The 20968-nt window shown below is 69.1% G+C and carries 16 protein-coding genes; 7 read left to right on the top strand and 9 right to left on the bottom strand.

What is annotated here, in order from left to right; genetic code table 11:
- Nucleotides 1–20: 20 nt before the first annotated feature.
- Nucleotides 21–2312 (bottom strand): TonB-dependent siderophore receptor, encoded by a 2292-nt coding sequence (locus MPPM_RS16660; protein ID WP_244573332.1) that lies wholly within the window; start codon nt 2310–2312, stop codon nt 21–23.
- 333 nt (nt 2313–2645) lie between these two features.
- Here MPPM_RS16660 and MPPM_RS16655 point away from each other — a divergent pair, with 333 nt between their 5' ends.
- The 4 genes from MPPM_RS16655 to MPPM_RS16640 all read left to right on the top strand — a co-directional run bounded on the left by MPPM_RS16655 (nt 2646) and on the right by MPPM_RS16640 (nt 9652).
- Nucleotides 2646–3431, top strand: coding sequence for a class I SAM-dependent methyltransferase (locus MPPM_RS16655; RefSeq protein WP_096486011.1), 786 nt, complete (start codon nt 2646–2648; stop codon nt 3429–3431).
- Nucleotides 3432–3504: 73 nt separating this feature from the next.
- Nucleotides 3505–4977 carry an Asp-tRNA(Asn)/Glu-tRNA(Gln) amidotransferase subunit GatB gene (gatB, locus tag MPPM_RS16650; RefSeq protein ID WP_096486010.1) on the top strand — a complete coding sequence of 491 codons (1473 nt, stop codon included), beginning with the start codon at nt 3505–3507 and terminating at the stop codon, nt 4975–4977.
- A gap of 456 nt (nt 4978–5433) precedes the next feature.
- Entirely contained in the window at nt 5434–8457 is a 3024-nt protein-coding gene (locus MPPM_RS16645; RefSeq protein ID WP_096486009.1) for a bifunctional diguanylate cyclase/phosphodiesterase, read from the top strand.
- Between the two features lie 133 nt (nt 8458–8590).
- A complete protein-coding gene (locus MPPM_RS16640; protein WP_096486008.1) occupies nt 8591–9652 on the top strand; it encodes a GGDEF domain-containing protein in 1062 nt (353 codons plus the stop codon).
- Between the two features lie 11 nt (nt 9653–9663).
- Here MPPM_RS16640 and MPPM_RS16635 read toward each other — a convergent pair whose 3' ends face one another.
- Nucleotides 9664–11016, bottom strand: a complete 1353-nt coding sequence (locus tag MPPM_RS16635) for a sigma-54-dependent transcriptional regulator (protein WP_096486007.1) — start codon at nt 11014–11016, stop codon at nt 9664–9666.
- Complete coding sequence (locus MPPM_RS16630) at nt 11013–12881, bottom strand: sensor histidine kinase (RefSeq protein WP_096486006.1); 1869 nt, start codon at nt 12879–12881, stop codon at nt 11013–11015. The genes MPPM_RS16635 and MPPM_RS16630 overlap by 4 nt, the downstream gene beginning before the upstream one ends.
- A 311-nt stretch (nt 12882–13192) precedes the next feature.
- Between MPPM_RS16630 and MPPM_RS16625 the strand changes: the two genes are divergently transcribed.
- A complete protein-coding gene (locus MPPM_RS16625; RefSeq protein ID WP_096486005.1) occupies nt 13193–14530 on the top strand; it encodes a dicarboxylate/amino acid:cation symporter in 1338 nt (445 codons plus the stop codon).
- Nucleotides 14531–14689: 159 nt separating this feature from the next.
- Nucleotides 14690–15085 carry a GFA family protein gene (locus tag MPPM_RS16620; protein WP_096486004.1) on the top strand — a complete coding sequence of 132 codons (396 nt, stop codon included), beginning with the start codon at nt 14690–14692 and terminating at the stop codon, nt 15083–15085.
- A gap of 6 nt (nt 15086–15091) precedes the next feature.
- Here the strand turns inward: MPPM_RS16620 and MPPM_RS16615 are convergent, their stop codons facing one another.
- From MPPM_RS16615 to MPPM_RS16605, 3 genes are all read right to left on the bottom strand, one after another.
- Complete coding sequence (locus MPPM_RS16615; protein WP_096486003.1) at nt 15092–15676, bottom strand: NAD(P)H-dependent oxidoreductase; 585 nt, start codon at nt 15674–15676, stop codon at nt 15092–15094.
- A gap of 7 nt (nt 15677–15683) precedes the next feature.
- Nucleotides 15684–16949 carry a lytic murein transglycosylase gene (locus tag MPPM_RS16610; protein WP_096486002.1) on the bottom strand — a complete coding sequence of 422 codons (1266 nt, stop codon included), beginning with the start codon at nt 16947–16949 and terminating at the stop codon, nt 15684–15686.
- Between the two features lie 65 nt (nt 16950–17014).
- A complete protein-coding gene (locus MPPM_RS16605; RefSeq protein ID WP_096486001.1) occupies nt 17015–17716 on the bottom strand; it encodes an invasion associated locus B family protein in 702 nt (233 codons plus the stop codon).
- A 187-nt stretch (nt 17717–17903) separates the two neighbouring features.
- Between MPPM_RS16605 and MPPM_RS16600 the strand changes: the two genes are divergently transcribed.
- Nucleotides 17904–18398: a glutathione peroxidase gene (locus MPPM_RS16600; RefSeq protein WP_096486000.1), complete on the top strand. Its 495-nt coding sequence runs from the start codon at nt 17904–17906 to the stop codon at nt 18396–18398.
- A 3-nt stretch (nt 18399–18401) separates the two neighbouring features.
- On the opposite strand, the gene MPPM_RS16595 is transcribed toward MPPM_RS16600, so the two are convergent.
- From MPPM_RS16595 to fliM, 3 genes are read right to left on the bottom strand one after another with little or no spacing between them, the layout of a single operon-like run.
- A complete protein-coding gene (locus MPPM_RS16595) occupies nt 18402–19199 on the bottom strand; it encodes a MotE family protein (protein WP_096485999.1) in 798 nt (265 codons plus the stop codon).
- A complete protein-coding gene (locus tag MPPM_RS16590) occupies nt 19196–19702 on the bottom strand; it encodes a DUF6468 domain-containing protein (RefSeq protein ID WP_096487887.1) in 507 nt (168 codons plus the stop codon). Before MPPM_RS16590 ends, MPPM_RS16595 begins: the two co-directional genes overlap by 4 nt.
- Nucleotides 19703–19716: 14 nt before the next feature.
- Entirely contained in the window at nt 19717–20934 is a 1218-nt protein-coding gene (gene fliM / locus MPPM_RS16585) for a flagellar motor switch protein FliM (RefSeq protein ID WP_096485998.1), read from the bottom strand.
- Nucleotides 20935–20968: the final 34 nt, after the last annotated feature.

Raw genomic sequence — 20968 nt, 5'->3', positions numbered from 1 at the left:
GATGCGTCACGGCCTCGGCCCTACCAGCGATAGGTCAGCGTTCCGAAGACGCTGCGGCGGAAGCCCTCGAAGACGTAGCCGGTGTAGAAGCCGGAGGTGAAGTAGCGCTGGTCGAACAGGTTGGTCGCGTTCACCGAGAGGATTGCCCCGTTCCAGGCGGGATCGAGCCTGGCGAGGTCGTAGCTGAGGGAGGCGTCGACGAGGGCGTAGGCCGGGATGCGGTCGACATTGGTCGCGTCGGTGCGGGCGCCGACATAGCGCACGCCGGCCCCGGCGCGGAAGCCGCCGAACGGCGAGCCGAGCGGGAAGGCATAGTCGGCGAACAGCGACACCGTGTTGCCTGGAGCATTGGCCAGCCGATTTCCGACCAAGGCCGGGTTCGACTGGTTCTTCGTCACCCGCGTGTCGAGATGCGCGAAGCCGAAGATCAGGTTGAACCCCTCGAACAGGCTGGCCTTGCCCTCGAGTTCGAAGCCCTTCGCCACCGCTTCACCGGTCTGGATGAAGAAGCCGGGGTTGAGCGGATCGGCAAGCGGGATGTTCGTCTGCGTGATCTCGAAATACGAGGCCGTGTAGAGGGCGTTGCTGCCGACCGGCTGCCACTTCACGCCGCCCTCGATCTGCTTCGCCTCGCGCGGGTCGAGCGCCGATCCGTCGGCCCGCTGGCCGGCGATCTGCGGGTTGAAGGAGGTCGAGTAGGAGACGTAGGGCACCACCCCGGCGTCGAACTCGTAGCCCAGGGCGACGCGGTAGCTCAGCGCGGAGAAGCTCTGCTGGTCGACCGTGGTCCGGTTCAAGGTCGGGAGCGGCAGGTTGGGGAAGTTGAAGGTGGTGCGGACTTCCTGATCGACCCAGTCGTTGCGCACGCTGCCGGTGAGAATGAAGCCGTTCCACTTCATCTGGTCCTGGAAGTAGAGGCCGGTCTGCTGCTGCGTCGCGCGGGTGCCGACATTCGTCCGCTGGGGGAAGGCGATGCCGAGGTTGTAGACGGGATTGTAGAGGTCGATCAGCCGGTTGGCGGCGGCGGTCGGGTAGCCGAGCGGGAAGGTCCGCGCGTCGCGGCGGAGATAGTTCTGGAAGTCGACGCCGAAGACCACGTTGTGCTGGACGTCGAAGGTCTCGAACAGGCCCTCGACGTGGTTGTCGGCGAGCAGGCCCTGGCTCGACTGGTCGCGAAGGTAGGGGAAGACCGAGACCGCCAGGAAGCTGCCGGGCGTCTGGGCCGGCGAGGCCCCGGTGGCGTTGAACTTCGAGGTCGTCTCGTAGGCGCGGAAGGCCGAGTGGAACAGCCAGCCCGGCGCGAAGGTGTGGTCGAGGATGTAGCCGATCTCCTTGTTCTCCAGGAGACCGGTGTTGAAGTTCGGCTGACCGACGAAGACGTCGCGCGGGTAGAAGCCGCGCGCGCTCGGGATGATGCTGCCGACGATCGGCAGGCTCTGCTCGGAGCCGCCGCCGCGGAATTCGGCATATTTGGCGAGCACGGTGAGCGAGGTGTCGGCATCGGGCCGCCACGTCACGGCGGGGGCGATGAAAGTCCGGTCGTCCGGCGTGAAGCGGACTTGGCTGTCGGCGTTCCGGATGAGGCCGGTGATGCGGTAGGCGAACTGAGGCGCGCCCTCGACCGGCCCGGTCAGGTCGAAGCCCGCCTGGATCCGGCTGCGGTTGCCCCCCTGCAGGAACACCTCGTTGAAGGGCGTGAAGGAGGGACGCTTCGAGACGAGGTTGATGATGCCGCCGGGCTGGCCGGCGCCGTAGAGCACCGAGATCGGACCCTTCACCACGTCGATGCGCTCGTAGGCGTAGGGTTCGACGTTCTGGTCGAACGAGTTGAAGCCGTAGCGCAGGCCGTCCTCGTAGACGTTGTCGAAGTTGTTCGCGTTGAAGCCGCGCAGGGTGAAGGTGGGGCCGCCCTGGCCACCGGGGTAATCGACCGCCTGGACGTTCGGGGTGTAGGCCACCGCCGTGTTGAGATCCTGCACGCCGCGCACGTCGAGTTCCTCGCGGGTGATGACGCTGACCGTGGCGGGAGTCTCGAGGATCGAGCCGTTGCCCTTGGTGCCCGCGGTCGAGCGCGTCGCCACGAAGCCGGTCGTGCCGAAGGTCGGCTGCTGACCCTCGACCGAGAGTTCTTCGAGCACCACCGAGGCGTCGGCGGCGCCGACCGGCGTCGGCGAATTCGAGGCGCCGCGCGGCTTCGAGGACTGCGCCTGCGCTGAACCGAGACCGGCGAGCAGCACGGAGCCGGCGATGCCCGACAGGACGAGCGAGCGGACGGAGAAGTCCGCACGCCGTGAGGAGGTCCAATGCCTCATGATAGATCGACCGGTCCGGCTTCCTTCGAAGTCCTCGCGCGCCGGACTGCGCGGGTTCTGCGCTGAGACCGCAAGAACGGGACTCGTTCAAATACTATCTTATGTCATTGTAATAATTACAGCTTCAATCGATCCAGTGTGCTCGCCGCCGCCGAAGCTAAGCCTATCGTCGGAAACGCCGATTTCGAACGGCCGTCATATCCGCGGAGAAGATCGCCCACCGATCCCACGGCATCCGTTCCCGAATGTTGCATTCAGGGCACAGAGACTTGACGCCGGGAGGCGGGGCGCGCAGTGCGGCACGGCGTATCGGCAGCACGGCGTGACGACGGCATGATCAAGCGGACCTTCAACGTCGACGTCCCCAGCCACCGCAACGCCTACGACCTGTTCGAGGGGCGCTGGGCGAGCGATCTGAGCGAACTCGTGCCCGACCTGCCGGTCGGTGGCGGCCTGCCGGGCTTCCGCGCCGATCCGCGCCCACGTCAGGCGGCGGAGATCCTGGGCCGCGACGGACGCCTCGACGGTTACGACGTCCTCGAACTCGGGCCGCTCGAAGGCGCCCATACCTGCCAGCTCGAAGCGCTCGGCGCCAGCAGCGTCACGGCGGTCGAGTCGAATTCGGAAGCTTTCCTCAAGTCGCTCATCGTCAAGAACATCGCCGGACTCACCCGCTCGACCTTCCTGCTCGGCGACGTCAGCCGGCATCTGGCCGCGCCGGGGCCGCGCTACGACCTCATCTTCGCCTGCGGCATCCTCTACCACATGTTCGATCCCCTCGAACTGATCCGCCTCGCCGCTGCCCGCTCCGACCGGCTGTTCCTCTGGACGCATTACTACGCGGCCCAGCCGAGGATGCGCCGCCACGTGCCCCGCCCGGTCGAGCACGAGGGGATGCGGCTCACCCTGCACGAACTGACCTACCGCGACCGCGGGCTCGCCACCTTCTGGGGCGGCAACCAGGGCAAGACCCGCTGGATGGAGCTGCCCGACCTGATCCGGGTGCTCGCCCATCACGGCCTGACCGAGACCCGGGTCATCGCCGATGCCCCGGACTTCGTGAACGGCCCGGCGGTGACGCTCGCGGCGTGGCGCCCCTCCGCCCCTCCGCCCGCTTGACCCGCGGCGCACCCGCTCCCTACACACCCTGGAAGGCGCCGATCCGGCGGCGCCGGCACCGAAGTCGAAGAGAATGACCGAGCGCGTCGATCCGAAGAAGCTCATCAAGGGCGGCCTGCACGACTGGGAGGTCGTGATCGGCATGGAGATCCACGCCCAGGTCACCAGCCGCTCCAAGCTGTTCTCCGGCGCCTCGACGGCCTTCGGCGGCGAGCCCAACGACCATGTCTCCCTGGTCGATGCGGCCATGCCCGGCATGCTGCCGGTCATCAACGAGGAATGCATCGCCCAGGCCGTGCGCACCGGCCTCGGCCTGAAGGCGAAGATCAACCACCGCTCGGTGTTCGACCGGAAGAACTACTTCTATCCGGATCTGCCGCAGGGCTACCAGATCTCGCAGTACAAGGATCCGATCGTCGGCGAGGGCGAGGTGCTGGTCGATCTGCCCGACGGCGAGTCGATCACGGTGGGGATCGAGCGTCTGCATCTGGAGCAGGATGCCGGCAAGTCGCTGCACGATCAGGATCCGACCAAGAGCTTCGTCGATCTCAACCGCTCCGGCGTGGCGCTGATGGAGATCGTCTCGCGCCCCGATCTGCGCTCATCGGAGGAGGCCAAGGCCTACGTGACGAAGCTGCGCACGATCCTGCGCTATCTCGGCACCTGCGACGGCGACATGGAGAAGGGAAGTCTCCGCGCCGACGTGAACGTCTCGGTGCGCAAGCCGGGCGAGCCCTTCGGCACCCGCTGCGAGATCAAGAACGTCAACTCGATCCGCTTCATCGGCCAGGCGATCGAGGTCGAGGCGCGCCGCCAGATCGCGATCCTGGAGGATGGCGGCAAGATCGATCAGGAGACGCGCCTGTTCGATCCGGGCAAGGGCGAGACCCGCTCGATGCGCTCGAAGGAAGAGGCGCACGATTACCGCTACTTCCCCGATCCCGACCTGCTGCCGCTCGAATTCGACCAGGCCTACGTCGATGCGCTCGCCGCCGGCCTGCCGGAACTGCCGGACGCCAAGAAGGCGCGCTTCATCAAGGATTTCGGCCTCTCTGCCTACGATGCCGGCGTGCTCGTCGCCGAGCGGGCCTCGGCCGATTATTTCGAGGCGGTGGCGCGGGGCCGCGACGGCAAGGCGGCGGCGAACTGGGTGATCAACGAGCTCTTCGGCCGCCTCAACAAAGAGGGTCGAACCATCGAGGACACGCCGGTCTCCGCCGAGCAACTCGGCACCATCGTCGATCTCATCGGTGAGGGCGTGATCTCCGGCAAGATCGCCAAGGACCTGTTCGAGATCGTCTGGTCCGAGGGCGGCGACCCGCGGGAGATCGTCGAGGCCCGCGGCATGAAGCAGGTCACCGATACCGGCGCCATCGAGGCGGCGGTGGACGCGATCATCGCCGCCAACCCCGACAAGGTCGAGCAGGCCAAGGCCAAGCCGACCCTGCTCGGCTGGTTCGTCGGCCAGACCATGAAGGCGACCGGCGGCAAGGCCAACCCGGCCGCCGTGAACGCGCTTCTCAAGGACAAGCTCGGTATCGAATAGTCTGACCCGGGTTTTCGGCTCGATCGAAGCGGAGACCCGTGCCGACCCGCCGGCGCCGCGCGGAGTCCGAAGCCGCCCTCTCGGAGTGATGGGCCGGCTTCGGCCTGAGGCCGATTCGAATCCGAGCCCGCCTGGCTGTTGAGGTCATTCGCATCTCTTCAAGGGCCGCATGTCGGCTCTTGGAAAGATCTTGCGATGGCGTGCGCAACAAGTGCCTGCCTCCTGCAGCGGGATTTTCGTCGAAACCGGGGAAATTGCTTTCCAAATCGATATTAGATCATCCAATTCGCTGATTTACTTGCAAAATTTCGCCGTAGTGCCTTGTCCCCGAGCGGGCGCTCTCCGTGATCGTGCCCTGTGTGAACCGTTCTTAACCTGAAGCTGCGACACTCCATCGAATGTCACCGAACGCATTGGCGGCGCGGATCGGTCGAGCCATTGCGGGGAAGTCGAGCGATGACAACGATCCGTCCGGTGTCGGCCACCGACGGTGGAGCCGTGGCAGCCGAACGGCACTGGCCGTCCGAGGCCGAACTGGAGATCCACCTCGACCGGCTGTGCCGTTCCGCCGCTGAAATCTTCGCAGTTCCCATGGCGATGGTCGCCCTGGTGGACGACGAGCGCTTCCATTTCCGTGCTCGGTACGGCTGCGAGGATGACGGCGTCGATCGCGAGAGCGCCTTCTGCAACCACACGATCCGGCGGCAGCGGGGGCAGACCCTCGTCGTGCCCGACCTGATCCAGGACGAGCGCTTCGTCGAATGCCCGCTCGTCGTCGGTAGCCCGCATGCCCGCTTCTACGCAGGGGTCGCGATCGGCTCGACCTCGGGTCGTGTCATCGGCACCCTCTGCCTGATCGACCGGGTCCCGCGCAGCGACCTGCTCCCGGATCGGCTGCAGTCCCTGCGGGAACTGGCGCTCGTGGCAGAGGCCCATCTCCAGCTCGACGAAGCCCGGCGCGCGGCGGAGGCCGAGGCGGCCGAGCGTCGCCAGGCCGAGACGCGGCTCGTCGAATGGGAGGCGCGCCTGCGCGCGACCGAGGCCGCCCACGCCATGGCCGAGCACATCGCCGCTTTCGGTCACTGGCGGATCGATGTCGCCGCCCGCACCATCGTGTGGTCCGACGGGATCGCCCGCATCTTCGGGCGCAACGCCCCTCTCGCGACCCTCCCGCTCGAAACCCATATCGGCTTCTATCACCCGGACGACCTGGAACGGGTCCGGTCCGCCATCGACGACGCTCTCACGGATCGAACCCGGACGCTGGGCGGGGGCTACGAGCACCGCTCCCGCCTCCTCCGTCCCGATGGCGAGGTTCGGGTGGTGGCCGTGCACGGGGTCGGAGAGTACGACGACGCGGGTCGGCTCGCCTCGATCTTCGGCGTCTGCCTCGACGTGACCGAATTGGCGCATTCCGAGCAACGCCTGCGCGAGACCGGCGAGGCGATGCGCGCCACCCTCGAAGCGATGGACCAGGGGCTCGTGATGATCGGCCCCGACAAGCGGGTCCAGGTTCATAATCAGCGCGCCCGCGACCTGCTCGAGCTGCCGCAGGAGGTTCTGCACGAGGGCGCGTCCTTCTCAGCGGTGCGGCACCACCTCGCCCGGAGCGGCACGCCAAGGTGTGAGCGCACCGGGGTCCAGCAGGCGATCGAGCTGGGCGACTTCCCGCTCGACGTCCAGAGCTACGAGGTCGCCCATCTCAACGGCAGGATTCTCGAAACGCGGCTCGCGCCGATCGCGTCGGGCGGTCTTGTCTGCACCTACACCGATCTCACCGAGCGTCGGCGCAACGAGGCGGCCCTTCGCTCGGCCGAGGCCGGTTATCAGTCGCTGTTCCAGAACGCGGTGATCGGCGTCTACCGCGCCCGCCTCGACGGCGGCATCGTCCAGGCCAACCGGGCGCTCGCCCGCTTGCACGGCTACCGCGACGTGTCGGCCTTCCTCTCCGTGCCGGCCGGCGACGTCAGCCACGATTGGTACGTCGAACCGAGCCGGCACGCAGCCTTCATGAAATGTCTCGACCGCGAGGGGCATGTCGAGGATTTCGTATCCGAGGTTCGCCGCCACGCGGGCGGCGAGCGCATCTGGGTGGCGGAGACGGCCTGGATCGTGCGCGACGCCGAGGGTCGGCCAATCTGGATCGAGGGCACCGTCGCCGACGCGACCGAGCGCAAGCGCGCTCAGGCCCTGATCGAGCACATGGCCCGTCACGACGCGCTCACGGGCCTTCCCAACCGCCGGCTGTTCCAGGAGACGCTGAGCCGCGAGATCGCGGCGGCCCGGCGCAACGACGGCCGGGTGGCCGTGTTGTGCTGCGACCTCGATCGCTTCAAGGCGGTCAACGACACGTTCGGCCATCCGGCGGGCGACGCCCTGCTCTGCATCGTCGCCCGGCGCCTGCGCGACGTCCTGCGCGAGCGCGACGTGGTCGCCCGGCTCGGCGGTGACGAGTTCGCCATCATCATGCCGGGTCGGGGCGAGCTCCGCCGCGTCGCCGCGATCGCCCGGCGGCTGATCGAAACCGTCGGACAGCCGATTGATCTCGACGGCCGCGCCACCACCGTCGGGGCCAGCATCGGCGTCGCAATCTGGCCGAGGCACGGGGACGACGCCGACAGCCTGTTCAAGAACGCCGACATCGCCCTCTATCGCGCCAAGGACTCGGGGCGAAACACCTTCCGGTTCTACGAGAGCGGCATGGATCTCGCGGTCGCGACCCGCAAGCTGTTGGAGATCGACATGCGCGAATCGATCCGCTCCGGCGGGTTCGCGCTGCACTACCAGCCGATCTTCGCTCTCGCGGATCGCAGCCCGCGGGGATTCGAGGCGCTGCTGCGCTGGGAGCATCCGGTGCACGGGCCGGTGTCACCGGGCGACTTCATCCCACTGGCGGAGGAGACCGGACTCATCGCGCAGCTCGGCGCCTGGGCCCTGCACGAGGCCTGCCGCGAAGCGGCCGGGTGGCCTGGCGATCTGCGGGTCGCCGTCAACGTCTCGGCGGTGCAGTTCCGTGAGACCGGGCTGGAACAGAGCGTCGTGCGCGCGCTCGCCGCCTCGGGTCTGCCCGCCGGACGGCTGGAGCTCGAAATCACCGAGAGCGTGCTGATGCAGGATTCGGACGCGGTGATCGGCTGCCTGCGGCGCCTGCGCGCCATGGGCGTGCGGATCGCGCTCGACGATTTCGGCACGGGCTACTCGTCCCTGAGCTACCTGTGCCGGTTCCCCTTCGACAAGATCAAGATCGATCGCGCCTTCATCCGCGACATCGACGAGCCGGAGGCGGCGGCGGTGGTTCGGGCCGTGGTGGGCCTGGGCGAGCGCCTCGGCATGGCCGTCACCGCCGAAGGGGTTGAGACGGAGGAACAACTGTCGCGGGTGCGGCGCAAGGGCTGCACCGAAGCGCAGGGCTTCCTACTCGGCCGCCCGATGCCCGCCGCTACGGCAAGGGCTCTCATCGCGGGCCGGGCGGCGGCCTGATCGGCGGGTACGGCCGGAGCCGCTCCGCGAAAGGTCAGCAAGTCTGAAATCGCCGGAGCGCCGGAACGAAAGACTGAAACTTAACAGTAATCGGGTAATCCCCCGGTCGTGACGGCGTGGACTGGGGATCGTGATGTCGGTGCAGGTGCCGCAGCAGGCGGATTCGAGCCTCGGCCGCGCCCGGGCGTCCGCGCGGCTCGCCTGGGACGCCTTGTCTCAGCACGGACTCCCGCCCTCCCCGCGCAACTACGAATTGCTGCACACCTTCTTCAGCGGCGAGAACCCGCCGCTGACGGAACGCCTCGCGCCGTGCTTCGCGCCCGGCGGAACGCTGACGGAGGAGCAGGCGAGCGCGTTCTACGACACCTGCATCGCCGGGACCTCGACCGAGGCCTCGGTGCTCGAAGGGGCCGGCCGGCTGGCTGAGGCGGCGGGCGCGCTGGCGGAGCGCGTCGCCGGCAGCCGCAAGGCCCTGGCCGGATACGGCGAGACCCTGAGTCATTGGTCGGGCCGGCTTGTGGCACGCCCGACCGCCGACGAACTCATGACGGCGCTCGTCGCCCTCATCAGCGAGACCGAAGCGGCGCAGTCCCGCAACCGGCTGCTCGAGGATCAGCTTTCGGCCTCGGCGGACCACATCACCGCGCTGCACCGGGATCTCGTCGAGGCGCGTCGTGCGGCGGCGACCGACGCCCTGACCGGGCTCGCCAACCGCAAGGCCTTCGACCACTTCCTGCGCGAGGCGGTCACGCGGACCCGGGCGGATAGCGGCAGCACCTTCTCGCTCATCCTGCTCGATATCGATCATTTCAAGGGGCTCAACGACCGGCACGGGCACCGCTTCGGCGATCAGGTGCTTCGGCTCGTCGGGCGGCTGCTGTCGGAGAAGACGACGGACCGCGATCTCGCGGCACGCTACGGCGGCGAGGAATTCGCGATCGTGCTCGGCGAGGCCGGCATCGGGGCCGGCGTCGCGCTCGCCCAGGAGATATGCGGCCGTCTGCGCGCCCAGCGGCTGGTCAAGCGCGGTACCGGAGACGTCGTGGGCCAGGTCACGATCTCGGCCGGGGTCGCGCAGTGCCGGCCGGGCGAGGCGGCCCGCGACGTGATCGAGCGGGCCGACCGTGCGCTCTACGAGGCCAAGCGGACCGGCCACGACCGCGTCTGCCCGACGCCGAAAGCCGCGGTCGCCTGAGGGCGTCGCGGTCAGCGGAAATCGGTGGGCGCGAGACCGTAGCGGGCGATCTTGTCGTAGAGGGTCTTGCGGGGCACGCCGAGAGACTCGGCCGCCACCCGCACGTCGCCGCCGGCCATGATCAGCTCCTCGCGGATCAGACCGCGCTCGAAGCGTTCGACCTGCTCGGACAGGCTCAGCGCCGGCGCCGGGGAGGCCTCCGGGATGGCCTGTCCGGTCAGGCCCAGCGCGCAACGCTCGGCGAAGTGGTCGAGTTCGCGCACGTTGCCCGGCCAGGAATGGCGCAGGAGATGGTCGCGCATCGCCGCCGTCACCTTGGGCGCCTCGCGCCCGAACCGGGCGGCGGCGCGGGCCAGGAAGTGCTGGAACAGCAGGACGATGTCCTCGCGCCGCTCGCGCAGCGGCGGGATCGCGACCGTGACGACGTTGAGCCGATGGTAGAGGTCGTCGCGGAAGGTGCCGGCGGCGGCCTCCTGGCCGAGATCGACCTTGGTGGCCGAGACCACCCGCATATCGACCGGTCGGCGCTCATTGGTGCCCAGCGGCTCGACCACCCGCTCCTGCAGCACCCGCAACAGCTTCACCTGCAACGCCAGCGGCATGCTCTCGATCTCGTCGAGGAAGAGCGTGCCGCCCTGCGCGTGCTCGATGCGCCCGACCCGGCGCTTGAGCGCCCCCGTGAAGGCGCCGGCCTCGTGGCCGAACAGCTCGCTCTCCACCACGCTGTCGGGCAGCGCGCCGCAATTCATGGCGACGAAGTTCTTGGAGGCGCGCCGGCTCCAGCGGTGCAGGGCGTTCGCCACCACCTCCTTGCCTGAGCCCGTCTCGCCGAGCACGAGCACGTCGACATCGGCACCCGCGACGTCGCGCACCAGGCGGCGCAGGGACACGATCTGCGGCGAGATGCCGAGGAAGGCCGGATCCTCCTCGACCGCCGCGTCGAGCCGGGCATGGAGCCGGCGGTTCTCCAGAACCAGTCGGCGATGGTCGAGGGCGCGCCGGACCGAGCCCATCAGCGCCTCGGCCGGATAGGGCTTGGCGAGGAAGTCGTAGGCGCCCGCGCGGATCGCCGCGACCGCCATCGAGATGTCGCCGTGGCCGGTGATGAGGATCACCGGCAGATCCGCGTCGACCGCCCGGATCCGATCGAACAGGGCGCGTCCGTCGATGCCCGGCAGGCGCACATCGGTGACGACCACGCCCGGCGGCTCGGCCCGGATCGCCGCCAGGGCCGGCTCGGCCGCCTCGAAGGTCTCGACCCGGAAGCCGTCGAGTTCGAGGCTCTGCCGGTTGGCGCGCCGCACATCCTCCTCGTCGTCGATGAAGACGATCCGTTCGCCCGCGCCCTCCGGCTCGCTGCTCATATGGCCTCCAGGCTTCCGATCGACTTGCTGTCCTGCGCCTCTTCCGACGGGGCGACGGCGCGTGCCAGCTCCATCCGGAAGGTGGTGCCCTCGGCGCCCGAGCGCAGGCCGAGCGTGCCGCCGCATTCCTCGACGATGCCGCGGCAGATCGCCAGACCGAGTCCGAGTCCTTCGGATTTCGTGGTGAAGAAGGGGTCGAAGACCTGCGCGCGGACGGCTTCCGGAATGCCCGGTCCGTTATCGGCGACCTCGACGGCGATCCGGTCTTCCGCCACCTCGACCCGCACGGCGATCCGCGGATCGGGCCGCTCGGCCACGGCGTCGAGGGCGTTCTGCAGGAGATTGACAACGACCTGTTCCAGGCGCGGCCCGTCGCCGAGCACGGCGAGATCCGGTGCGGGGGACGCCACGTCGAGGGCGATGCCGCTCTGCGCCGCGCGCCAGGAAATGACTTCGAGGCTTCCGCGAAAGATCTCGGCGAGACGCACCGGCTCCCGCCGCCCGGAGGCGCGGCGGGCAAAGCCCTTCAGCTGGCGCGTCAGGGTTCCGATGCGCTCGGTCAACCGGCCGATCGCCCCGACATTCTCCGCCGCGTCCTCGACGCGCCCGCGGCGCACGAGGATCGCGGTGTTGTCGGCGTAGGAGCGGATCGCCGCGAGCGGCTGGTTGATCTCGTGTGCCATGCTGGCGGCGAACTGGCCGAGAGCGGCCAGCCGCCCGGCCTGGGCCAGTTCGCGACCCAGGCGCTCGCGCTCGGCCTGAGCGCGCCGGCGCTCCTCGATCTCGGCGAGAAGCTGCCGGTTGGCCTCGCTGAGCGCCTGGGTGCGCTCGGCCACTCGGGCCTCCAGTTCCTCGTGCCGGGTGGCGGCCTCGGCCAGCTGGACCCGCATCCGGCGCCGACGTCCGATCAGCGTGGCGAGGCCGGCCCAGGCGAGTCCGGTCGTCAGCAGGGCGATGGCGCGGCCCTGCGCCCGTTCGCGCTGGACCGCGGCCGCGATGGGAGTCAGGGTATGGAGGCGCCACGCGGTGCCGGGGATCGGGGCGTCGAGCATCAGCGCGGGCCAGGCGGGTCTCGCCCCCCCGCCGACCCGCACGAGATCGCCGGCCTCCGACGTCGCGTAGACCGGCAGGGGCGAGAGCGGCGCCTCGCCGAATTCGAGCGTCTCGCGGATGCGCCTGCGCTCGGCCTCATCGACGCTGCGCAGGGCCTTGAAGCGCCAGTTGGTCTCGCTCGCCACCAGCACGATGCCGCGGGGATCGGTGACGAACACGCTCTCGCGGCTCGCCCGCCACGTCGCCTCGATGGCGTCGAACTCGATTTTGACGACGACGACCCCGGCCGCGCGGGGCAGCCGGCGGGCGAGGTAGTAGCCCGGCCGGCCGCTGACCGTTCCGAGCGCGAATTGTGAGCCGGAACCGGTCGTCATCGCTTCCCGGAAATAGGGCCGGAAGCCGTAGTCGCGGCCGACGAAGCTCTTCTCCGCCGCCGCGTTGCTGGCGGCGACCGTCACCCCGTCGGACCCGACCACGTAGATCACGGTGGCGCCCGTGGCCTCGGCGATCTGGGCGAGGCGTCCGTTCACCTCCGCGACGAGTGCGGGCTCCGGCGCCGGGGCCACGACGCGGGCGATCTCGGGATCCGCGGCGAGCGCGAGCGGCAGAGAACTCTGCGTCTGCATCTCGGCCCCGAATGCGGCCACCTGCAATCCGAGGGCCGAGACGGCTGAACGGCGCAGATCGATGAGCGCCCACCGTTCCGCCACCCGTCCGCCGAGCCAGCCCGCCAGGACGAGGACGGCGAGTCCCGCCACGACGGCGAGCGCGCGCCGGTAGTCGTTCGCGGTGGGTGAGGTCGGAACGATCACGCCGCAGAGCCCAGTGCGAAACTCCGGAATGCGGTGGAGCCACTTGTGCGGATTACCGCAACAAGCGGGGATCCGCGATCTGCGAGTGATCTGGAAATATCATTCATTTCAAGACTTTAACGAAAAGTTACCGGCACTTTCGAACTGGCATGCCGGTTGCCATTCCCCCGTCGAAACGCAGCCATGAGCAAACTGCAGAGCTGTGTGCCGAGAGGCCAAAAACAAGAGCGGACGGCGCCCGGGTCCTCCTGACGGAGCTTCGGCCAACCGATCCGACGAGCCCACCATCGCTTCGACAGGGAGAAACGCCCATGGCCGCCGTACCGTCTCCGCTGACCGCGCCCCACGCGCCGCCCGCCCCCAAACCCATCTACCGTACGCTGTACTTCCAAGTGCTCGTCGCCGTCGCGATCGGCATCACGCTCGGGCATTTCTACCCGAAGCTCGGCGCCGACATGAAGCCGCTCGGCGACGCCTTCATCAAGCTCGTGAAGATGATCATCGCGCCGGTGATCTTCCTCACCGTGGTCTCCGGCATCGCCGGCATGACGAACCTCGAGAAGGTCGGTCGCGTCGGCGGCAAGGCGCTCGCCTACTTCCTCACCTTCTCGACGCTCGCGCTGATCGTCGGCCTGATCGTCGCCAACGTGCTCCAGCCCGGCCACGGCCTGCACATCGACCCGAACTCGCTCGATCCGAAGGCGGTCGCGACCTACGCCGGCAAGGCCAAGGAGCAGAACATCGCCGACTTCCTGATGAACATCATCCCGACCACCGCGGTCGGTGCGTTCGCGGGCGGTGAGATCCTGCAGGTGCTGTTCTTCTCGGTGCTGTTCGGCTTCGGCCTCGCCTTCCTCGGCGACCGCGGCAAGCCGGTGCTCGACATCATCAAGGTGCTGTCGGAAGCCGTTTTCGGCGTCGTCAACATCATCATGAAGGTCGCTCCCATCGGCGCCTTCGGCGCGATGGCCTTCACCATCGGCAAGTACGGCATCTCCTCGCTCGCCAACCTCGCCTACCTCGTCGGCGCCTTCTACCTGACCTCGGCGATCTTCGTGCTCGGCGTGCTCGGTGCGGTCGCCCGATACAACGGCTTCTCGATCCTCAAGCTCATCCGCTACATCAAGGAGGAGCTGATGCTCGTGCTCGGCACGTCGTCCTCGGAATCGGCGCTGCCCTCGCTGATCGAGAAGATGGAGCGCGCCGGCTGCTCGCGCCCCGTGGTCGGCCTCGTCGTCCCCACCGGCTACTCGTTCAACCTCGACGGCACCAACATCTACATGACGATGGCGGCGCTGTTCATCGCGCAGGCCACCGACACCCCGATCACCTTCGGCGAGCAGGTCCTGCTGCTGCTGGTCGCGATGCTCTCCTCGAAGGGCGCGGCGGGCGTGACCGGCTCGGGCTTCATCACCCTGGCCGCGACCCTCGCCGTCGTTCCCTCCGTGCCGGTCGTCGGCATGGCGCTGATCCTCGGAATCGACCGCTTCATGTCGGAATGCCGCGCGCTCACCAACTTCATCGGCAACGCGGTGGCCTGCATCGTCGTCGCCCGCTGGGAGGGTGAGGTCGACGAGGCCAAGCTCCACGCCGCGCTGAGTGGCGAGCCGGCCGCCGAGGTGGCCCCGGCTCTGCAGCCGGCCGAGTGATCCGGGCAGGAGGGCGCACCGTCCTGCGTCCTCCGTCCGGTATGGGAGCCGCGGCAGCCTGAAACGGGCTGCCGCGGTTTCTCGCTTTCAGGGATCGTTTCCGAGCTCTATCCTCCGGCGCATCGCGGCGACGCTTCGGAAGTCGGGGGGGGAAGCGACATGCTCAAGGGACGTTGTCACTGCGGCGCCATCACCTACGCGATGACCTCGGAGGTGATTCACAACGCGCTCTGCCACTGCACGGATTGCCGGCGCCATTCGGGTGCGCCGATGGTGGGCTGGGCGATGGTGCCCGCCGGAGACGTGACGATCTCGGGACAGCCCACGGTCTACGCCTCCTCCGAACACGGGCGGCGGCATTTCTGCGGGCGCTGCGGCACGAGCCTGTTCTACGTCAACGAGCAGATGCTGCCGGGCATGATCGACGTGCAGACCGGCACGCTCGATACGCCGGAGGCCCTGCCGCCTCAGGCGCATATCCAAGTGGCCGAGCGCATCGCCTGGATGGAGCAGGCGCACGAGCTACCGAGCTTCGAGCGCTTTCCGTCGGTCTGACGCTGCTCAGAGCGCCGCAAGCTGCTTGCGGACCCGCTCGACGAAGCGGGCCCGCGCGGGTTCCGAGACGCCGTCCATGCCGGTCAGCGCGATCCAATCGAGCCGGCAGCGCGGCGCGCAGAGCGGGCGGATGCCGAAGCGGAACAGCCGCCAATCGGGCCAGCCGACGAGCCAGAGCAGCCAGCGCGGCGAGCCGTAGGTCGTCACCACCGCGATCCTGCGGATGTTGGTCAGGCGCGGCTGCAGAACCTTGGCTCCGCCCAGCGCGAAGGCGACACCGGGCAGCCAGACCCGGTCGAACCAGCCCTTCAGCATGGCCGGCAACCCGAACCACCAGGTCGGGTAGACGAGAACCAGCGCCTCGGCCCGGCGCAGGGCTGCGATATGGCCGGCGATGTCCGGCCGCTCGGCCTCCTCGTCGTAATACGCGCCGCGCTCCCGCGAGCTCAGGCGCGGGTCGAAATTCTCGCCGTAGAGATCGAGGCTCTCAACCGCGTGGCCCGCCGCTTCGAGCGCCGCGACGGCCGCATTGCGCAGGGCGGCGTTGAAGCTGTCGGGGTTGGGATGGCAGTGGACCAGCAGGACGCGCATCGGAGAGCTACTGCGCCGGCTTCTGCGCGTCCCGCACCCTGTCGAGGAGCGCGGCGTCGGCGTAGCCGTCGGGCACGAGGCCCGTCGCTGCCTGGAACGCGCGGATCGCGGCGCGGGTCTTCGGCCCGATCTTGCCGTCGGCACCACCGACCGGGTGGCCGAGGACGGCGAGCCGCGTCTGCAGGTCGGTTCGCTCCTCCGTCGTGAGCATGCGGTCCCCCCGCGGCCAGTCGCGGGTGAAACCGGGCGCCCCGCGCAAGCGGTCGGAGAGATGCGCCACGGTGAGCGCGTAGGCGAGCGCCGTGTTGTAGCGCAGGATCACCCGAAAATTCGGTTCCAGCAGGAAGGCCGGTCCCTTCGCGCCGGTCGGCAGCAGCAGGGCGGCGCGGCGCTCCGCACCCTCGGGAAAGGCACCGTTGGCCGGCGCGAGGCCGAGCGCCCGCCACTCGGAGAAGGGCCGCTCGGTGGTCTCGTCGGCGAGCCGGTAATCGAACGTGTCCGGCAGGAGCACTTCAACGCCCCAGCCCTCGCCCGCGCGCCAGCCGGATTGCTTGAGGAAATTGGCGGTCGAGGCGAGCGCGTCGGGCACCGAGTGCCAGATGTCGCGCTTGCCGTCGCCGTCGAAATCGACCGCGTGGCGCAGGAAGGCGGTCGGCATGAACTGGGTATGGCCCATGGCGCCGGCCCAGGATCCGCGCATCCGCTCCGCGTCGGCATCGCCGTCGGCAAGGATCTTCAGGGCCGCGACGAGCTCGTCACGCCACAGGCCGGGACGGGTGGGGTCGCCGCAGGCCAGCGTGGCGAGCGCCGGCCCCACGGGGCGAATCCCACCGCCTTCGAGCGCCGCGCCGTAATTCGACTCGACGCCCCAGAAGGCCACCAGGATGTGCCGATCGACGCCGTAGGCCGCCTCGATCCGCCCCAGCACCTCGGACCACTCGGCGAGTTTGGCCTGTCCCGTCGCGATCCGCTCCGGCGTCACGCTCGCCTCGACATATTGCCAGATCGGCTTGACGAACTCGGCCTGGGACTGGGTCGCCGGCACCACGGACGGGTCGGGTGCGATTCCCGTGAGCGCGGTCTCGGCCACCGGCCGCGGCACGCCGCGCGCCTCGGCGAGCGTCCTCAGCCCGTCGAGGCACTGCGCAAAATCCGGCGCAGCCGGGCTCGCCGCCGGGCTCCTCACGGGGTCGGCCGGCGCCTCGGCCCGTACCGGGCACGCGCCGGCGAGGGTCAGGGTGGCGAGAAGCAGTGCTCTGGCTGAAGGCCGCATGGGTGCATGCCTTACCATTTCTCAGCCCGATCGCGAGGCCGGCCCTCGCGGTCAGTAGCGCAGCCTCAGCTTCCGAAGGCGCTCGCCCGGGCGAAGGCCGCAGCGAAGCCGGAGAGCGGCACGGTGATGATCGTCGGCTCCTTGGCGTCCGGCTTCGTGGCCGAAATGGTCAGGTTCGTCGCCGTCTTCATCGTGTCGGTGGCCAGCGTCGGAAGGCTGACCGGCACGAGGCAGCCGTCGGTGACGCAGAACGAGAACGGCGCCCCCTTGCCGAGCTGCCGGTCGTCGAGCTTGAACGACACGCCCGGCTCGATCTGGAGGCCGAACGGCATCAGGATCAGGCCCTCGCTCTTCCCTTCCTTGGGCGGCCGCAATTCGAAGCTGAACAGCCGCTTGCCCGTCCGCCGGTCGCCCTGCGACTGGATGATGACACAGTCGGTGCGCGCCTCGGCGCGGTTGCAGTTCATCGTCCAGTCGCCGTAGCTCTCGCTGACCGAGCTGGCGCCGGCCGGCCACTGGGCGGAGCCGGAGGCCGCCGCCGGTTCCAGCACCGTACCGGAGGGCGCGGCGCTGGTCGCCTCCTTGGGTTCCTCCTTCTTCGGAGCGGGCTTGCGCGGGCGCGGCTTCGGCTTGGCGGCCGGCTCCGCGGGGGCAGCCTCGGGCGCGGCATCCTCCTGCGCCTGAACGGTGACCGGCCCTGTCAGTGCCAGCATTCCGGCGAGCAGAAGCGTCGTGACGGACGCGGTTCCGCGGGGCAGAGGCGGCATGGTCGGGCTCCTAAGGGTGTCGTAAGGGGCGCCTAGCCTCGCTTTAAGAAGGATGCAATTGCACCGACGCCGCACAGCACTGCGACAATGAAATTTGCGGTCAAGCCTGGAATCATTCCACGAAATTCAGGACAAGTTCCCGGATGAAGGTGGGATTATTGGGCAAGAGAAGGCACCCGAGCCGATCATGACGAGCCTCTACGATCACGCCCCGCGCGACGCCCGCGGCGAGGCCCATCCCCTGTCGCAGTATCGCGGCAAGGTGCTGCTGGTGGTGAACACCGCCTCGAAATGCGGTTTCACGCCGCAATATCAGGGCCTGGAAGAGCTCTGGCGCCGCCATCGCGCCCGCGGCCTCGTGGTGCTCGGCCTGCCCTGCAATCAGTTCGGCGCCCAAGAGCCGGGCGACGCCGCCGCCATCGAGCAGTTCTGCTCGCTCACCTACGATGTGACCTTCCCGGTGCTCGCCAAGGTCGAGGTCAACGGTCCCGGGGCCGACCCGCTCTACGTCGATCTCAAGCGAGAGAAGCCCGGGCTTTTCGGCACGAAGGCGATCAAGTGGAACTTCACGAAGTTCCTGATCGGCCGCGACGGCCGGGTGATCGGCCGCTTCTCGCCCTCGACGAAGCCGGCGGCCCTCGAAGGCGCGATCGAACGGGCCATGGCGGCGCCGGGCGGGTAGGTCTCAGCGCACGGGCCGGGCGGCCGGGCCGGGATCGATCGCCGGCAACTCGCCCGGCGGCAGGCCGGGGGCAGCGGCGGCCACCTGCGGAGCGTCGACGCCCCGGGCGCGGTTGGCGAGCGCCACGGTCAGCTTCTCGGCGGGCTCGGAGCCCATCAGAGCCAGCACCTCGGCCATCTTGCGCGGGTTCATCGCCGTCACGATCGGCACCAGCGTCTCGAGGTTGAGGCGGTCGAACACCCGGGCTGCGTCCTTCGGCTTCATCGTCTCGTACATCAGGACGATGCCCTTCATTCCGGCCCGCTCGGCCTCGGCCCGCTTCGTCCCCTCGGATCCGACCTTGTCCTCGGCGCCCTTCAGGTCGGCCACGCCGGATTCGAGTTTGCGCTCGACATCCTTCAGCATCTGCTCGCGCAGGTCGAGCTCGTTCCCGCGCTGCTTGAGGCTCTCGCGGCGGGCGGCGAGCTTCTCGAGGATCGCCCGCTCGCTCTCCGAGACCGGTTCCGGCACCACCGGCTGATAGACCGGCGGCGGGGCGGGCTCGGCCGGCTTGGGCGGCGCGGAGACGGAGCCGGTCGTCGTCGGATCAGTCGGCTCGTAGTTGCTCCGCGCCTTGGCCAGCACCCGGGCGAAGTCCGGCAGCGGCGTGCCGGGCGGCGTCGGGTCGTCGGCCAGAAGGGCCGTGAGCTTGAGCACGAGAAGCCCGATCGCCGCCAGGGTCACGGCGTCGATCAGGCGCAGCCGGAAGGGGCGTGCCGGAAGGCTCGCGAGGCGTGCGAGTCGGCGCGCGGGCAGAGTCATGCGGCCCTGGCCCGGAGACGGTCGAGGGCGCGCTCGGACAGGGCCTGGGCGGCGGCGAGCGCCGCGCCGACGCGCTCGCCGTTGCCGCCGACCGGGGCGGCCTCGACCACGACTGGGCGCGGGCCGGCAGAGGCGGCGGAGGAGGATGCGGCGGGCGCCGCTGCGGTGGCGGTCCGCGCCTGGCCGACGATGGCCGCGATGCGGCTGATGACGCTCTCGCCCGCCTCCACATGCGCGACGAGATCGGTGCTGGTGCGCTCGGCGCCGGCGAGACGCTCGGTCAGCGTGCGGTCGCACTCGTCGAGGGTGGCGCGCAGGCCCGCGATGGCGCGCTCGGCGGTGGCGCTCGCCACCACGAGGTCGCCGATGGTCGAGCGCAGGGCCGCCTCGTCCGCCTTGAGCTTACTGATGCGCCTCGACAGCTTCACCGATGAGACGATGGTCGCCACCAGCAGAACGGCGACGAGAACGTCGGCGGCCATCGAGACGAAGAAGGTCATCATCAAGCCCCAGCCACTCAGCCGTCGTTACTGTTCTGCATCGAGATTTCGTACGCCTGCAGCGTCGTGCGCGACTGCCGCAGGGGACGGGCGACCTGCACCGCAATCGAATCGTCGATCCGGCCGATCCGCCCCTGCGTCAGCGCCCAGTCGCCGCAGCGCACGGTGATGAGGTCGGTCGGCTTGCGGTCGAACATCAGGGTGTCGCCGACCTTGAGGTTGAGCACCCGCTTCAGGGGCAGCGTCACCTCGTGCAGCACCGCCTCCATCTCCACGTCCGCCTGCCAGATCTCGGTGGCGAGGTGGCTCTCCCAGACCTGATCGCGCCCGAGCCGCTCGCCCATGAAGCTCTGCATGAGCAGGTCGCGGATCGGCTCGATCGTCGCGTAGGGGAACAGGATCTGCATCCCGCCGCCGCGCCCGTCCATGTCGAGCTTGAGCGTGATCAGGATCGCGGCGTTGCCGGGCCGGGTGATGGTGGCGAAGCGCGGGTTGGTCTCGATGCGGTCGATCCCGAACCGCACCGGCGAGAGCGGCTGGAACGAGAGTTCGAGGTCGGTGAGGATGATCTCGACGAGGCGGCGCACGAGGCTCATCTCGATCGTGGTGAAGGGCCGCCCGTCGAGGCGGCTCGACGAGCCGCCGCGCTTGCCCCCGAGCAGCAGGTCCATGGTCGAATAGGCCAGCGTCTGCTCGACGGTGACGAGGCCAGAGCCCTCCCAGGCATCCGCCTTGAACACGCCGAGCAGGGTGGGGAGCGGGATCGCGTTGAGGTAGTCGCCGAAGCGGACCGAGGTGATGTTGTCGAGGGTCACCTCGACGTTGTCCTGGAAGAAGTTGCGCAGGGACGTCGACAGCAACCGGATCATCCGGTCGAAGACGATTTCCAGCATCGGCAGGCGTTCGTACTGGACGACGCCCGAATCGACGATGGCGCGAACGCCGCCCGCCCCGGAGGCGGAGAGCTCGCGCAGCGAGAAGCCGAGGACGCCGTCGATCTCGTCCTGGTTCAGGATGCGGTCGTTGCCGGCGAGTTCGGGGAGATTCTCGGTCTCCCCGTCCTCGATCATCGTCGCCCACTCGGCGGCGACGTCGCCCGCACTCTTGGTCGTGCCCTGCTCGGCGAGTGCCGCGCCCCATTCCTCGGCCAGCGAGGCGTCGCCGCCGCCGCCCTCGCCCTGCTCGGCGAAGGCGGCCGCCCAATCGTCCTCCAGCTCGTCCTCGGGACCGGTCATGCCTGTCGCGCGCTCGCGTCTGTCTTAAGCGTTG

This window comes from Methylorubrum populi, assembly GCF_002355515.1.
In the GTDB taxonomy this organism is placed as follows: domain Bacteria; phylum Pseudomonadota; class Alphaproteobacteria; order Rhizobiales; family Beijerinckiaceae; genus Methylobacterium; species Methylobacterium populi_A.
The sequence above is the reverse complement of the archived record's forward strand: the minus strand, read 5'-3'. Positions and strand labels throughout refer to the sequence as shown.